This window comes from Stenotrophomonas sp. AGC87 (genome assembly GCF_057333975.1).
This window is the reverse complement of record NZ_JBHFHW010000040.1, coordinates 78771-95231: the sequence shown is the minus strand read 5'-3', so window position 1 is coordinate 95231 and position 16461 is coordinate 78771. Positions and strand designations below refer to the sequence as shown.

Here is a 16461-nt window from a genome sequence, read left to right as displayed (position 1 = left end):
CCCCCCCCCCCCCCCCCCCCCCCCCCCCCCCCCCCCCCCCCCGGGCCCTACCGCCATCTGACGTTACTTCGCCTTCAGGACCACCTTCGTGCTGATCGCGGTCTCGTTCGGGATGGTCTTGGTATCGGCCCAATCACCCCCGCCCACGCCGAAGTCCAGGCGTTTGACCGTCGCCTTGCCGGCCAGCACCGGCTGCGCCCCCGGGGTCCAGGTGAAGGTCAGGGTGACCGGCTTGCTCACACCACGCAGCTCCAGCGTGCCGTCGGCCGCGTACTGGTTGTTGCCCAGCGAGCGGAACTTGGTGGCGCTGTACTTGGCCTGGGCGAACTTGCCCACGTTGAAGAAGTCCGCGCCCTGCAGGGTCGAATCGCGGTCGCTGTTGCCACTCTTCGCACCGGCCAGCGGAATGGTCACTTCCAGCTTGGCATCGTCCAGCTTGGCCGGATCGAAGCTGAGCTTGGTATCGAAGCCCGGGAAGGTGCCGGTGAACACTTCACCGTCGTACTTGGTGGCAAAGGCCAGCACCGAACCGGGTGCCTGCACGTAGTCGGCGGCCAGCACCGGGGCGGTGGCCAGCAGGCCGGCCAGGGCGGCGGCGACCGCGGCGGGGGAGGTGAGCTTGATGTTCATGGTCAATCCTTCTGGGGGGAGGCAAGCCAGCGCTGCGGAAGCATGCGCGCAAGCGTGGCATCGCGTTGGTAAAAATGGTGGTAAAGCGCGGCGCCGGCATGGGCCACGACCACGGCGATCAGCAGCCAGAAGCCCCACTCATGGATGGCGTGCGAGATCTGGGTGACGCGTTCGTCCGGCGGGCTCAGCTTGGGCACATCGACCAGGCCGAACCAGCGGAACGGGCGCAGGCCGCTGGCCGAGTCGTACAGCCAGCCCGACAGCGGAATGGCGAACATCAGCACGTACAGCAGCCAATGGGTTGCCGAGGCGATGCGCTCCTGCCACGTCGGCGTGCCCGGCACCGGGTGTGGTGCGCCGGCATACAGGCGCCACAGCAGCCGGGTCACCACCAGGGCCAGTACGGTGATGCCGATGGATTTGTGCATGGTGTAGACCCAGAAGTACTTCGGGGTCCTGGGCAGTTCGCCCATGGTCAGCCCGACGATGCCCAGGGCGAGGATCAGTACGGCGATCAGCCAGTGCAGGGTCTGGCTGACGCCGCCCCATCGGGTCGGGGTGTTCTTGGCGGTCATGGCGTGGTCTCCTGGACCGGCTGTGGGGTATCTGAGTCGGCCGGAGCGGCGGGAGTTCCCGGCGCATCGGCGGGGGCGGTATCGGCAGGATCGTCGGCGTTGCGATCACGCACGGCTTCGGCCTCGATCCGCAGCTGCACCTCATCGCCGATCATCGAGGCCCAGCCATCCACACCGAAGGCGCTGCGGCTGAGTGTGGCGGTGGCCGAGAAGCCGGCGGTACGGCGGAACGGCGGCAGTGGATGGCGCTTGAGCGCATTGAGGGTGACGGCCAGAGTGACCTCGCGGGTCACCCCCCGTACGGTGAGCTGGCCGGTAACGTTGGCGTGGGTCGGATCAATGGGCTCGACATGCGTGGAGACGAACCGCGCCTCGGGGAAGCGCTCGCCATCCAGCAGGTTGCGCGCCAGCGTGGCGGTATTCCATTTGGCATCGCCCAGGTCCAGCCGCTGGATCGGCACGCTGACCTCCAGCCGCGCGCTTGGCCAGTCCTCCGGATCGAACACCAGCACGCCTTCGCTGCCCGACACCGTACCCAACGCCTGCGAGAAGCCGGCATGCTCCACCGCAAACAACACGCGTGTGTGCACCGGATCCAGCCGATAGCGGTCGGGCGCGGCAGTGGCGAGCAGCGGGGTGGCGGCCAGCAGCAGGGAAAGTGTCAGGCGCTTGAGCACGGCGCAGCCTCCATCAGGGTCTGGGGCGATCATACGCACAGCCATGTCATCGGATGCAGCGTCATGGCTGCAACAGATCGTGGTGCGGCCGACAACAGCGCCGCCCGCCTGTGCTGCCTCGCCCGCCCAGGGCGGAAACAGCCCGTTCCATCCACGACAGCCGGCTCAGAATGCGGACACCGTCCTGATCGCTGTGTGACAATCCGCACCAACAGGGAGACCGGATCGATGAGCACGCGCCGCTGGGGTGCAGGCATCGTGCTGTTGGGGCTGTGGTTGTGTGCAGTGCCGCCAGTGTTGGAAGCCGCAGGGACATCGGCAGAAACGCCACGCTTGCGCCGTCTGGGCGCGGCCGAGGGCATGCCGTCGCGCATGGTGCTGGCGCTGGCCCAGGATCGCCAGGGCTATATCTGGGCCGGTACCGATGATGGCCTGGCTCGCGTGGACGGCGTCGGCCTGCGGGTGTGGCGGCATGATCCAGACGTGCCCGGCTCGCTGCCCGGCAACGAAGTGGAAACCCTGCTCGTCGATCCACAGGACCGGGTCTGGGTGGGCAGCAATGGGGTTGGCCTGAGCATGCTCGGCCCCGACCGCAGCGCGTTCGCGCGGTTCCCCGAGCTCAATGCCGCGTGCGAGGGCCAGTTCTGGTCGCTGGCCTATGCCGCGCAATCGCTGTGGATCGGCACCAATCAGCACGGCATCTGCCGCCGCAGCGAGGACGGGACGCTGGTCAGGTACCAGGCCGAGCCGGACGATCCGCGCAGCCTGCCCGACAACACCATCTACAGTCTGTTGGCCGATCCGCAAGGGCGTGTATGGGTAGGCACCTCCAATGGCGTTGCCCGTTGGGATGGTGATCGCTTTACCCGTATCGCGCCGGCCCTGCTCGGTGGGAAAAGCGTGTTCCGCCTCACCCGTGAGCCTGATGGCACGGTCTGGGCGGGCACCGAAGGTGGGCTGTTCCAGATCGGTGCCGATGATCAGGTCCGGCCCGCACCCTGGACGCTCAGTGCCGATGTGCGTGCGGCCACGGTCATCCATGACCGCAATGGCGGCTATTGGCTGGGCACGGCTGATGGCCTGTACCGCGGCGATGCGCGCGCGGTGCGGCTGCTCGCCGGCGACGCCGGCAGTGGCTTCCTGACCGCGCGCAGCGGCGTGCTGGACATGCTGCAGGACCACGAAGGCGGGCTGTGGGTAGCGATGCTGACCCAGGGTCTGGCGTATCTGCCGCCAGACTGGAAGCGCTTCTCCAGCTGGTACCAGCTCGACGGCAAGCCATTGGACAGCGTCTATCTGCTCGGCGCGGCAGCGCTGGGCGATACGTATTACATCTCCGGTGCGCACGGCCTCTATACGCTGGATGCGCAGGGCCAGCTGCGCCAGATCGCCGACGACAAACAGATCGGAGTGGGCGCGGCGTGGTCGCTGCTGCCGCGCGAAGATGGTGCGGTGTGGATCGGGCGCGCCGGTCGATTGAGCCTCTACCAGCCCGCCACGCGCTCGCTGCGCGAGTGGAAGATCGGTGGTGGCGCGGATGTGCGCCAACGCATCGATCTGATCCGCCAGGCGCCCAATGGCGACCTGTGGCTGTCGATCATGAACTTCGGTATCCAGCGTCGGGATGCCCGGGGCAACGTGCTCGATACCATCCGCAATGACCAGCACCGCGGGCTGACCGAGAACCCGGTCGAACAGATGGTGTTCGATCCGCGTGGGCAGCTCTGGGTGATGGGCGACAGCATGGGCCTGATGCGGTGGCGCAATGGTCGCTTCGAGCAGGTGCCGGGCATTTCCCGCGGCAGCATCTACGATGCGGCCTGGACCGGCCCGGATGAACTGTGGCTGGCACGTCAGGGCGCGCTGGAGCGCTACCGCTGGGATGGGCTGAGCATGAGCCTGCGCGAACGTGTCGGCGCTGCCCAGGGCATGCCCGCTGTATCGATGGGCGGGCTCGCGCTGGGCAGTCACGGGCAGGTCTGGGCAACCACACCGCGTGGGTTGATCTGCTGGCAGGGCGCCGAGCGTCGGCTGCGCTTGTATGGCGAACGCGACGGGCTGCCGGATGTGGAGTTCAGCAACCGCCCGCCGGTGCAGGCGCGCGACGGTCGCGTCCTGGCAGTGACCGCGCCCGGGTTGGTCGGCTTCGATCCGGATGCGGCGGACATGCTGTTGCCGCCATCGCAGCTGGTGATCGACAGCGTGCAGGTCCGCCGCGACGATGCCGAAGGGCAGCAGATGCTGCCGACGCAGGCACCGATCGTGCTGGGGCCGCAGGACCGCGATCTGATCGTGTCCGCGCGTCTGCTTTCATTCGCCAACCCGCACGGCAACCGCTACCGCTACCGGGTCTCCGGCTATGACCAGAACTGGGTGATGCAGGCGGCCGACGGCGAGCGCCTGCTGTCGCGCCTGCCGTCCGGAAATTACCGTATCGAGGTGCAGGCGGCGACCCCGCAGGGCGCTTGGACGCCGCCCCGTACCCTGGAGCTGGAGGTGCGCCCGCCGTGGTGGCGCAGTGGCTGGGCGATCGTGGGCTACGTGCTGCTCGGTCTGATCGGGGTCGCCGCGCTGGCGTATGTCGCGCGCGCGCGGCTGCGCCGCCGCCAGCAGTGGCAGTTGACGGTGCACAAGCAGCAGTTGGCCGAGCAGGCCTCCCAGGCCAAGAGCCGGTTCCTGGCCACGCTGGGGCATGAAGTGCGCACGCCGATGACCGGTGTGCTGGGCATGAGCGAACTGCTGCTCTCCACCTCGCTGGATGATGTGCAGCGCGGCTACGCCGGCTCGATCCAGCATGCCGGCAAACATCTGCTGCGGCTGGTCAACGATGCGCTGGATCTTGCCCGCATCGAGGCTGGGCGACTGGAACTGGATCTGCGGCCGTTCGATCTGATGTCGTTGCTGGACCAGGTCGAGGCTCTGATGGAACCCATGGCCCATCACCGTGGCCTGGCCTTCGAGCGCAGCTTCAACCTGCCCGGTCCGGTGCAGGTCAGTGGCGACGAGATGCGCGTGCGCCAGATCCTGATGAACCTGCTCGGCAACGCGATCAAGTTCACTGATCACGGCCACGTCGGGCTCGGTGTCGAGCTGCTCGACGGCGGTCGCGCGATCATCTTCGAGGTCTCCGATACGGGGCCAGGCATCAACCAGGACCAGCAGGAGCGGTTGTTCCACCGCTTCGAACAGGCCGATGGCCCCCGCACTGCATCGCGTTATGGCGGCAGCGGCCTGGGCCTGGCGATCTGCCAGGAACTGGCGGTGGCGATGGGCGGCCACATCCGGATCGACAGCCGGCTGGGCGATGGCGCCCGCTTCTCCGTCGAACTGCCGCTGCCGTGGACCGTGCAGCCGGTTGCGGCGTCGGGTGAAACCGGCCTGGAGACGCGCACGCAGCTGCCGCCCCTGCGCATCCTGCTGGTGGAGGACGATGCCACCGTGGCCGATGTGATCGCCGGGCTGCTGCGCACCCGTGGGCATGACGTGGTGCATGTGCTGCACGGATTGGCGGCATTGTCCGAAGTCGCTGCGGGGAGCTTCGATGTCGGGTTGCTCGATCTGGACCTGCCGGCGCTGGATGGTATTGCCATTGCCGGACAGCTGCGCGCAATGGGCTATGAGCTGCCGTTGATCGCGGTAACCGCACGCTCGGATGCCTATGCCGAGCAGCAGGTGCTGGCCGCCGGGTTCAATGGGTTCCTGCGCAAGCCGGTGACCGGTGACATGCTGGTCGACGCCATCGCGCAGGCGCGTGCGGGCAAGTCATCCCGGTACTGATCGCCCACACGCGTGGCAGCGATTGTCGGCGTGCTTTGAAGATTCGTTTTTGATCAGAAAATTCATTGATCAAGGTGTGACGCAGTCCCGGCCTGATCGGCCCTTTTCGCACGGTGTCGACATACGGTGCTGTTCAAGCAGCGGAGAACGGTCGGGGTACGTGTGGCAGGAGGCCGATCTGCACCATGGGGCAGGCGCTGGGCAGCAGTGATACTGGGAGTCGTGCTGTGGCTGCCGATGCTTGCCGTCGCGGGCACCCTGGTCACCTTGCCATGGCCGCGGCTGCTGGGCGCCGCGGACGCACTGCCGACCTCGGCCATCCGTGCCGTCGGCGAAGACCGCGATGGTTACCTGTGGTTCGCCAGCGATGATGGCCTGCTGCGCTTCGACGGCCATCGCTTCCGTGCGTGGCGCCGCGAGCAGGGGCTGCCGGATGTGGACGTGCGCGCGCTGCACGTCGATGCACGGGATCGGCTCTGGTTGGCGACCGCCTCGCAGGGACTGGTCAAGGTCTCCGCTGACCGCCGCGTGATCCAGAGTGTGACCGGTGACGGGGCGGTGGTGCTGCCGCGTACCGGGATCCGGCACATCACCAGCACCCCCGATGGCGTGCTGTGGGTCGGCACGCGCGCCGATGGGCTGTTCGCACGGCAACCGGAGGGTCGTTGGCAGGTCATACCGCTTCAGGCGAACGGCATTGCCGTGCGCCAGGTCAATGGCGTGATCAACGATCGCGACGGCGCTATCTGGGTCGGTACGCCGCACGGCGCCCTGCGCCAGGATGGCGACCGTTTTCTCGTCCTGCCGCTTCCAAGCGGCGACCTTGGCGACGTTCAATCACTCTGGCCCGACCCCGATGGTGGCGTATGGGCACGTACATCACAGGGCGTGCATCGCTGGAATGGCATGGGCACGTTGCTGCCGTTGCCGGCACGCCAGGCGATGCCGCTGCTGCGCAGCACGGAGGGAGAGCTGTGGACGGGCGGGCCGGCGGGCTTGCGGCGTCATGTGCGCGGGCAGGCGCCACAGCCGGTGCGGTTGCGCGGTTCTGATGGCGGCACGCTCCAGGCCGCCGACATCGGTCAAGCACTGGAAGATAGAGTCGGTGGGTTGTGGTGGCTCGGCCGCGATCAGGGGCTGTGGCACCTGTCCGCGCGCTGGCGGCAGTTCACCCTGCTGCCTGCCGCCCGTGACGGTTGGCCGGGGCTGGATGGCGACCACGTACTGGCGCTGGCGCCCGCCCATGGCGAGCGGGTATGGGTAGCTGGCGACAGCGGGCGCGTGCAGCGCGTGGACGTGCGCACCGGGCACAGTGACAGCCGTTTCGACTACCGCCCGGTACGTCTGCGCACCGGTGCCGTGGGCATCACCGAAGATCACCGTGGCAACGTATGGGTCACCAGCGGCAACACGTTGTCCCGCTATGTGCCTGATACGGGCCAGTTACGACACTGGCTGCTGGGGTGGGAGGGCGGCGCGGGTGCGGTGGATCTGCAGGCCTGCCCCGATGGCTCGCTTTGGCTGGCCCGTGCTGATCGGATCCAGCGACGCGATGCCGATGGCGCGCTGCAGTTCTCCGCCGTGCCCCAGACACTCGGTCTGGCGCCCACGATGCATGGCCCGCGACTGCTGTGTGCCGGGGACGGTGTGTTGTGGGCATCCGATCGCAGTGGCGTGAAACGCTGGTTGCCGGCACAGGAACGCTTCGCTTCCGTCGATGGTGCGCCCCGAGACGAGGTGGGCGCGATCGCACGCGGCGATGATGGTCACTATTGGATCAGCGGCCCGGGGGTGCTGCGCCGCTATCGGTGGGATGGACAGCAGCTGCGCAAGACGCACAGTTTTGGCCCCGTGCATGGGTACCCGCAACTGCTTGCACGCGCCCTGGTGGTGGATGCGCGCGGCATCGCATGGGCAGGCGATGCGCGTGGCCTGATCCGGGTTGATCCGCATGAAGGGGGCGTACGCCGCTTCGGGAGCGACGATGGCCTGCCGGTGCATGACGTGCTGCCACGCCTTCTGGTGCGCACTGCCGGGGATCGGATGGTCGCTGCAGCGCACGAGGGTGGCCTGCTGCTGTTCGATCCGGTGGCCGTGCTGCGTCCGGCGCGGCCACCGGGGTTGGTGGTCCATGCGATTACCGCGCGGCGCGGCAAGGTACAGGTCACGCTGCCGGTGGGTGCCGGGCCGGTGCCGCTTTCCGGTGCGGATCGGCATGTCCGTGTGGCCGCGCGCCTGCTCACTGGCGGTGAGCCATCGCATGTGCGCTACCGGTTCCGGTTGAAGGGGCACGATGCGGATTGGCAGGAAGGCGGCACTGCGGGGCTGCGCGTGTTCGAACGGCTTCCGGTCGGTCTGCAGACGCTGGAGGTACAGGCCCGTCAAGGCGATGGAGGATGGTCGCCGACTCGCCGCGTGGCGTTGCAGGTCGCGCCGGCGTGGTGGCAGACGCCGCCGGCGAGGTGGACTGCTGCTGCCTCGGCGATCGGCGTGCTGTGGCTGGGGGGATGGGGCTATCAAGCGCGGCGCCGGCGGCAGCGGCGTTGGCGTTGGCTGCGCGCCCGGCAGCAGCATGCCGAGCGCGCATCCGTGCAGCGCACCCGCTTTCTGACGGCGCTGGGCGCACGTATCCGCGTGCCGATGACTGCGGTCCTGGGCTGGAGCGAGCTGCTGCTGCACGCCCCGCTCGCTGCCCAGGAGCGCAACCGCATCACCAGCCTGCACTACGCAGGCGAACACCTGCTGCGGCTGATGGATGATGCGCTGGACATGGCCAGCATCGAAGCGGGGCAGTTGCAGTTGCAGCCGGCCCCCTTCGCGCTGCAGCCGTTGATCGAAGAACTTCATGCGCTGTTGTTGCCGCTCGCGCAGGGGAAGGCGCTGGTGCTGGAGTGGTGCAGCACCGTGCCGGCGTCGGCCTGGTTCATCGGCGACGCACGCCGCCTGCGCCAGATCCTGCTCAATCTGTTGAGCAACGCGTTGAAGTTCACCGCGCAGGGCACCGTCCGGCTCGAGGCGCAGTGGGGAGAAGAGGGCGAGGGCGTGGTGCTGCGGGTGGTCGATACCGGCCCTGGCATGACCCTTGGGCAATGCCGACGCCTGTTCCAACGCTTCGAACAGGCCGACGGTGCACAGACGGCCGCTCGCTATGGCGGCAGTGGTCTGGGCCTGTCCATCTCCCGCGATCTGGCGGTGGCGATGGGCGGCGACATCACGGTGACCAGCGCTCCTGGTGAGGGCGCCTGCTTCCAGGTTTGCCTGCCGCTGCCGCGCAGTGATGCCACGCCTGGAAGCGTCCTGGTGTCCGCGCGCGCTGAAACCGACGGTGCCGGGCCGCTGTGCGTGCTGGTGGTTCATCCGTTGCCGGTCGTCGCCGATGTGTTGCCGGCATTGCTGGCATCGCTTGGCCATTCCGCGCTGCATGTACGTGGCCTCGATGAGATGCCGCTCACCCCGGGCGATGCCGCATGCTGGGATGTGATCGTGGTTGATCCAGCGCTTTGGGTGGACGGTGAGCGGGCGGGCACGCGGTTGTCGCGGCGCTGGCCGGGTGTGCCTCGGATCGCACTGACCCCGCGCGCGGATACGGGTGCCCAGCGCGAGTCCATCGCGGCCGGCTTCGATGTGTTCCTGCGCCTGCCGGTCAGCCGGAGGGCGCTGGCCGATGGCCTGGCCCGATGCCGGCGCATCGCATGAGGCACAGGCTGCGGGACAGGTGCCTGTGCGTGCTGCTGTGCTGGCTGCTGCCGGTGCTGCCGGCGCTGGCGTTGTCGAGCCACGGCGCACGAATGACAACCGTGGATGGACTGCCCTCCAATGTGGTCCATCAGATCGTGGAGGACCGCCAGGGCTATCTCTGGTTCGCGACCGGTGATGGGCTGGCCCGCTATGACGGCAGTGGCTTCCGCGTGTGGCGGATGGAACACGGGCTTGCCGACAATGACGTGCGCAGCATGGCGCTGGATGCCAGTGACCAGCTGTGGCTTGGCACTGCGAACGGCACGTTGCAGCGTCTGTCGGCGGATCGCCAGCAGCTCGCCAGGTGGGCCGGGGCGGCCACACCGGCTACGGCGTCCAGCCCGGTACTGGCGATCCAGCCCATGGGCGACGGCAGCGTCTGGTTTGGCACCCGCGACGCCGGGCTGTTCCGGCTCGGCCTCGATCAGCGGCTGCGCCAGTACCTGCCCAGTGCCGGAGGCCTGCCGTCGGTACGCGTGGACCACCTCGCAGCCGATCCGCAGGGGGGGGTATGGATCGGCAGTGCCGCCGGTCTGGCGCGGTGGCACGGCGATCGCGTCCAGACGCCGGCAATGCTGGGGGCGTCCGTCCTGGCCGTCACTGCGCTGGGGCTGGATGCGCAGGGCCGGCTGCGCTCGAGCACCGCCGATGGCACGGAGGTGCGGCAGTTGCCGTCTTTGCAGCCGCAATCATCACTGCGCGAACGGGCCCGTTGGCTCGGCTCCAGCCGGGCCGGTGGAGACTGGTTCGCCGAAGACGGGCAGTTGTGGTGGCAGGATCAGGACGGACATGACCGGCACGCAATCAAGCTGCCCCACCTCCACGGGCGCAGCCTGCCGCGCATCATGCGCGCGATCGAAGATCGGCAGGGGCGGGTGTGGTTGCTTGGTCAACATCAGGGCGTGTGGCGGCTGGGGGCGCAGTGGCGGCACCTGGAGCGCTTCACGGCGCCGGGCGATCCGGCCGCCGCTGCACCGGGCGGGCTGGCCCGCGCGGCAGATGGGCAGGCGTGGTGGGTGCGCGGCGGGAGACTGGGCAAGCTCTCGCCGGTGCACGGATTTTCGCAGGCCGTGTGGTCCTACGCGCAGGATCCAGCGCGTGCTGATCACCACAAGGTGGTCGAGGATGCGCAGGGCGTGGTCTGGGTGTTCGCAGCACCCTGGCTGACCCGTATCGAACCGGCGCTGGGGAATCGGCAGCAGTGGCGCGTGGGCGCAGAGGGGGGCGGGTCGGCAGCGCCGGCAGGGAGCGCCTTGTTGGCCTGTGGCGACCGCCTGTGGCTGGCGGGCAATGGGCGGTTGGAGCAGCGCGCGGGCGACGGTCGCCTCCTGGACAGCACCACGTACGAAGCGGCAGGCCTGCGCCCGGGAGCCACTGCGTTTGTTCTGGAGTGCGACTCCGCCGGCCAGGCGTGGCTCGGTGACCGCGAGGGGCTCAAACAGTGGCACCCCGGGTATCGTCGCTTCGCGTCTGTCCCGGGCAGCCGCCGCCGCGCGATCGGAGCGCTGCATCTGGCGGCCGACGGCGAGCTCTGGGCGGCGGATGCGGATGGGTGGTCCGTCTACCGCCCCGACGCAGCCCGCCTGCACCCGTCCAACCGGGTCGACGCGGCGCAGGGGCTGCCGAGGGCACAGGCGCGTGGCATGGCCGATGCCGATGATGGCGCGATGTGGGCCACTACCGCGCGTGGCGTGGTACGGCTGGCGCCCGACCGCCGCAGTGCCCGGCTGTACACAGCCGACGATGGCCTGCCAGCGATGGTCTTCGCTACCGGCATGCTCGCGGTACGCGGCCATCTGTTGGCGATGGATCTGGCCGGCGATGTGCTCGCACTGGATCCGGTCGGCATGGTGGCGGCGACGGCGCCTTCGTTGCTGGTGATCGACCGGGTGCAGGTGCGTCGCCAGCGGCGCTGGATCGAACTGCCCGCCGCCAATCCGCTGCGGCTCAATGCTGATGATCGCGATATCCAGTTGTCGGCGCGCCTGCTTTCCGGTGGCCAGCACGGGATGGCCGACTACCGGTTCCGGCTGCGCGGGCAGGACCCGGAGTGGGTCCGCGCCGGGCAGCGCGGTACGCGCGGCTTTCCACGCCTGCCTGCCGGCGGGCATGTGCTGGAGTTCCAGGCGCGCGGTGCGGATGGACAGTGGACGCCGCTGCAGCAGATGCACCTGCAGGTGGCCTACAGCGGTTGGGCCCACCCGGGCGCATGGGCGTTGCTCTGGCTGCTCGCCGGCGGCAGTGCAGCACTGCTGGTGTGGTGGCTCCGGCGCCGACGGCGGCGGACAAATGCCTGGCGCGCGGCGGCGCGTCGGCAGGCGCGCGCCGAACATGCCGCGCAGGCCAAGGCGCAGTATCTCGCCACGCTCGGCCACGAAGTACGGACGCCGCTGACCGGTGTTCTCGGCATGAGTGAGCTGCTGTTGGCAGTGCCGCTGCCCGCAGATGCGCACGAACAGGTGATGCGCATCCAGCAGGGGGGGCGTGCGTTGCTGCAGGTGGTTGATGAGGCGCTGGAGACCGCCAGGCTGCAGGCCGGGAAAGTGCGGCTGGAGCAGCGCCGTTTTGCCGTCGGCCCGTGGCTGGTCGAACTGGAGGCGACACTCGCCGCCCGTCTGGCGGCGCAGGGGTGTCGGTTGTCGCTGGGCCCCCCGGTGCCGCCCGGCGCCTGTGCCGAGGGCGATCCGCAGCGGTTGCGCGAGGCGATGGACCTGCTGACGCGGGGCCTTGCCATGCAGATCGGCGCCACCCTGATGAGCTTGCGCGTCGCCTGGCTGCCCGGCCGCTCGGGCCTGCTGCTGGACGTGATTGCAACGCCGGGTGCGTGTCCCTCACCCGCGCTGGCCGTGGTGCGTGACGTGCTGGCCGATGTCGAGGTGCTGGCCAGCGCCATGCAGGGAAGGCTGCACGTGCTGCAGTTGCCTGATCATCGTTGGCAGGCCGTGCTGAGCGTGCCGCTGGCCGACTGCGCAGCGCCCCCCTCGGGCATGGATGCGGCAGCGACGGTTGATCATGACGCCCTGCAGGTGCTGCTGGTCGAGGACGATCCGCTGGTCGCCGAGGTCGTGACCGGGCTGCTGCGCCTGCGCGGCCACCGCGTAGCCCATGCGCAACACGCACTGGCGGCACTGACCGCGCTGGCCCGCCCCGGCACGCAGTTGATGGTGTTGGACCTGGACCTGCCCGGCATGGACGGATTGTCCCTGCTGCGGCTGCTGCGTCAGCAGGGCCAGCGTCTGCCGGTGCTGGTGCTCACGGCCCGTCGGGATCCGGACCTGGAGGCACAGGTGACTGCCGCGGGAGGGGATGGCCTGGTGCACAAACCGCTTCAGGGCGAGGCGCTCGATGCGGCCATGCAGCGGGTCATGCCGCCGCGCGTGGATCGTGCCGGCGCGGGGAACGGTTTACTATGCGGGGCGTTGCCCGACGACCGGGGGGGTCAGGGACGACAGGCCCGTTCCGGGCGCTAGCAGTGAATCCACGGACAGACCCGGGAGAGCCATTGGTGTTGCGTGTGCTGTGGCCGCTGCTGATCGGCCTGTGTGTGCTTTGGCCGTCGCTTGCGTCGGCGCAGCCAGTACCGCCGACGCCGCGGCAGCTCACCGTGTTCGACGGGCTGCCATCCAATACAGTCAACCGCATGGCCGAGGATCGTTACGGCTATCTGTGGATCGCCACCAACGACGGCCTGGCCCGCTACGACGGTCGCAATTACCGCATCTGGCGCGCCGAGGACGGCCTGCGCGACAACCATGTCTGGAGCGTGCACGTGGATGCACGCAATCAGTTGTGGATCGGCACCGAGAGCGCCGGCCTGGCGATGATGTCGGCCGATCGTCGCGAGATCCGCTTCTACGACCGCGACAGCCATCCGGAGATCGGCAGCAACACGATCTGGAGTGTGGCGTCCACGCCGGACGGTGCGATCTGGTTCGGTACCTATCAAGGGGGCCTGCATCGGCTGGAGCGCGACGGTACGCTCACCCGCTTCATGCCCGAGCCCGGCAATCCGCGCAGTCTGCCGGCCGCATCGGTCGGCTCACTGACCACCACGCTCGATGGGACGTTGTGGATCGGCTCGCAGGCCGGGCTGGCCCGCTGGACCGGCCAGGATTTCGAGCTCGTGCCCAGCGAGCAGCTGCCGGCGCGTGTCATCAACGGGCTCACCGCCGAGGCGGACGGCAGCCTGTGGATCAACAGCAATGCCGGGGTGACGGTACGCCGGCCGGACGGTCGCTTCGAGCCGGCGCCCTGGGCGGTGGCCGAAGGCGATCAGATCCTGGGCATGATGCTGCGCGACGAGCAGGGGGGGTATTGGCTCGACACCCGCTCCGGCCTCGGCCGCGCCATGGACGGTCAGTTCCAGCAGGTGCCGCTGTACAGCGCGATCGCGCGTGGGCAGGTGCGGCCGAACTGGACCGGTGCCTACGAAGATCGCGAAGGCGGCATCTGGCTGGCCAGCACCAACGGCGGCCTGTGGCACCTGCTGCCGCGCTGGTGGCAGTTCTCGGTGCTGTCGCGGTTGGAAGATGACCCGGCATCGCTGCGCAACGCGTATGTACTGGGCATGGGCGCGGCCGCCGACGGGGGCGTGTGGACGGTGGGCACGCATGGCGCGCTGGACAAGTTCGATCCGGTCAGCGGGAAGATCGAACAGCACCGGACCTGGGTGGACGGCACGCAGTGGCTGCAGTCGGTGCTGGAAGATCCACGCGGTCAGGTCTGGATCGGCTCCTGGGATGCGCTGTTGCGCTACGACCCCAGGCAGAAGCGCATACGGCGCTGGGGGCGCGATGCCGCGGTCGATGCGGCGATGGACGGCGCGATCGAATCCTTGGCGATCTGCGACGGCCAGCGCTTGTGGACCGCATCGGCCAATGGCCTGCAGCAGCGCGATCTGGAGGGGCGCGTGCTGCACCGGGTGGCACTGGGCCATGCCGGGCTGAGCACGGGGCAGAACGTGTTGGATATCCGGTGTGGCCCGGAGGATCGGCTGTGGGTGGCCACCGGCCAGGGCCTGCTGCAGTGGGTGGCGGCGCGTTCGCGGTTCGAGCCCTTGCCGGGGGGACCCGCAGCGGGTGTCCATGCCATGGCGCTGGCCGGCGATGACACGGTGTGGCTGTCCGAGGAAGGCAAGCTCTCGCATTACGCCTGGCAGGGCGATCGGCTGACCCTGCAGGAAGTGATCGGCAGCAGTGCGGGCTACCCGGCGATCAACGCGACCGGCTTGGTCGTGGATCGTCAGGGTGTGGTCTGGGCAGCCAATGCGCGCGGGCTGGTGCGGGTCGATCCGGAGGCCGGCAGCGTGCGCCAGTACGGCGTGCACGATGGCCTGCCCAGCCAGGAGTTCCGCCGCCGCACACTGACGTTGACGCCGAGCGGACGCATCGTCGGCGGCACGCCAGCCGGCGTGGTGGTGTTCGATCCTGCGCTGGTCAAGCCGGCGACCCGCCGTGCACCGCTGGTGATCGAGCGGGTGGAGGTGCGCCGCGGCGAGCGCGTGCTGGACCTGACCCATGCGGTGCCGCTGGACATCGCCGACGGTGATCGCGACCTGCGGATCGTGGCGCGGCTGCTGTCCTTCGCCGATTCCACCTCCAACAACTATCGCTACCGCCTGGCTGGCTACGATCCGGACTGGGTTGAAGTGGGGCCGGGCGGTGAGCGCCTGTTCTCGCGTCTGCCACCGGGCCGTTACCGGTTGGAGGTACAGGCACGCTCGGCCGACCATATCTGGTCGCGGGTGCAGGTACTGGAGTTCCGCGTGCTGCCACCGTGGTGGCGCAGCCTGTCCGGGCTGTTGCTGCTGACCTCGGCGGTGCTGTTGCTGCTCAGCCTGTTCGCCTGGTTGTACCGGCGCCGGCTGCAGCGCCGGCATGCCTATCAGCTGGCGCTGCAGAAGCAGGAACTCGCCGAACAGGCCTCGATGGCCAAGACGCGCTTTCTGGCCAATCTGGGGCATGAAGTGCGCACGCCGATGACCGGGGTGCTGGGCATGAGCGAGCTCTTGCTGTCCTCGCCGTTGAACGCGCAGCAGCGCGGCTACACCGAGTCGATCCGGCATGCCGGCGAGCATCTGCTGCACCTGGTCAATGATGCGCTCGACCTGGCCCGGATCGAATCGGGGCGGCTGGAACTGCAGGCGCAGTCCTTCCCGTTGCAGCGGCCGATCGGCGATGTGTGTGCGTTGATGGCGGCACTGGCCGAACAGAAGGGGCTGCGGTTCGTGGTCGACAACACGGTATCGCCCGGCACGCGCACCATCGGCGACGAACTGCGTGTGCGTCAGATCCTGCTCAATCTGCTGGGCAACGCGGTCAAATTCACCAGCCACGGCGAAGTACGCCTGACGCTGCGGGCGATCACGCCTGGCCGCGGGCTGCACATCGAAGTCTCCGATACTGGGCCGGGCATCAGCGCCGATCAGCAGGAGCGCTTGTTCCGTCGCTTCGAGCAGGCCGATGGCGCGCGCACTGCCGCTCAGTACGGCGGCAGCGGGCTGGGCCTGGCGATCTGTCGCGAACTGGCACTGGCCATGCAGGGGCAGATCGGCGTGCAGAGCCAGCTCGGCGTGGGCACGCGGTTCACGGTGACGCTGCCGTTGCCGCTGGAGGCCGGGACGAGCAACGCGAGTGGGGCGGACGAAGGCGAGCAATGGGTATTGCCACCGTTGCGGATCCTGCTGGTGGAGGACGATCTGACGGTGGCCGAGGTAGTCAGCGGGTTGTTGTCGGCGCGCGGGCATGAGGTGGTACACGCCGAGCACGCGTTGTCGGCGTTGCGCGAGGTCAGCGAGGCGCCGTTCGAGGTGGTGCTGATGGATCTGGATCTGCCCGGGCTGGGCGGCATCGCGCTGGCCGAGCATCTGCGCAGCCAGGGATTCGAGATGCCGTTGATCGCGGTGACGGCGCGAACGGATCCCTCGATCGAGCAGCAGGCACGCCAGGCCGGCTTCGATGCGTTCCTGCGCAAGCCGGTGACCGGCGATCTGCTGGTGGAGGCAATCGCGCGCGTGTTGCACGCCGCCCGCTAGCAGCGGACCGTTGGTCCGCTGACGGTGCGTG

At 68.9% G+C, this 16461-nt stretch carries 7 protein-coding genes; 4 read left to right on the top strand and 3 right to left on the bottom strand.

The window, feature by feature from the left end:
- Positions 1–63 precede the first annotated feature (63 nt).
- The 3 genes from ACE026_RS16480 to ACE026_RS16470 are packed head-to-tail and all read right to left on the bottom strand — an operon-like array spanning position 64 to position 1915.
- Positions 64–630: a YceI family protein gene (locus ACE026_RS16480; RefSeq protein ID WP_121038945.1), complete on the bottom strand. Its 567-nt coding sequence runs from the start codon at positions 628–630 to the stop codon at positions 64–66.
- A 2-nt stretch (positions 631–632) separates the two neighbouring features.
- A complete protein-coding gene (locus ACE026_RS16475; protein WP_346468312.1) occupies positions 633–1205 on the bottom strand; it encodes a cytochrome b in 573 nt (190 codons plus the stop codon).
- Complete coding sequence (locus ACE026_RS16470) at positions 1202–1915, bottom strand: YceI family protein (RefSeq protein ID WP_486040002.1); 714 nt, start codon at positions 1913–1915, stop codon at positions 1202–1204. Before ACE026_RS16470 ends, ACE026_RS16475 begins: the two co-directional genes overlap by 4 nt.
- A 195-nt stretch (positions 1916–2110) precedes the next feature.
- Between ACE026_RS16470 and ACE026_RS16465 the strand changes: the two genes are divergently transcribed.
- The 4 genes from ACE026_RS16465 (at position 2111) to ACE026_RS16450 (ending at position 16430) form a co-directional block, all read left to right on the top strand.
- A complete protein-coding gene (locus ACE026_RS16465; RefSeq protein ID WP_486039937.1) occupies positions 2111–5659 on the top strand; it encodes a hybrid sensor histidine kinase/response regulator in 3549 nt (1182 codons plus the stop codon).
- A 207-nt stretch (positions 5660–5866) separates the two neighbouring features.
- On the top strand, positions 5867–9355 hold the full coding sequence (locus tag ACE026_RS16460) for a hybrid sensor histidine kinase/response regulator (RefSeq protein ID WP_486039935.1): 3489 nt from the start codon (positions 5867–5869) through the stop codon (positions 9353–9355).
- Positions 9356–9384: 29 nt separating this feature from the next.
- On the top strand, positions 9385–12867 hold the full coding sequence (locus tag ACE026_RS16455) for a response regulator (RefSeq protein WP_486039933.1): 3483 nt from the start codon (positions 9385–9387) through the stop codon (positions 12865–12867).
- A gap of 32 nt (positions 12868–12899) precedes the next feature.
- Positions 12900–16430, top strand: coding sequence for a sensor histidine kinase (locus ACE026_RS16450; RefSeq protein WP_486039932.1), 3531 nt, complete (start codon positions 12900–12902; stop codon positions 16428–16430).
- Positions 16431–16461 lie beyond the last annotated feature (31 nt).

Excerpts from the sequence above, each read along its gene's own strand:
- ACE026_RS16480 (WP_121038945.1), bottom strand. The coding sequence starts at position 630 with ATGAACATCAAGCTCACCTCCCCCGCCGCGGTCGCCGCCGCCCTGGCC.
- ACE026_RS16475 (WP_346468312.1), bottom strand. The coding sequence starts at position 1,205 with ATGACCGCCAAGAACACCCCGACCCGATGGGGCGGCGTCAGCCAGACC.
- ACE026_RS16470 (WP_486040002.1), bottom strand. The coding sequence starts at position 1,915 with ATGATCGCCCCAGACCCTGATGGAGGCTGCGCCGTGCTCAAGCGCCTG.
- ACE026_RS16465 (WP_486039937.1), top strand. The coding sequence starts at position 2,111 with ATGAGCACGCGCCGCTGGGGTGCAGGCATCGTGCTGTTGGGGCTGTGG.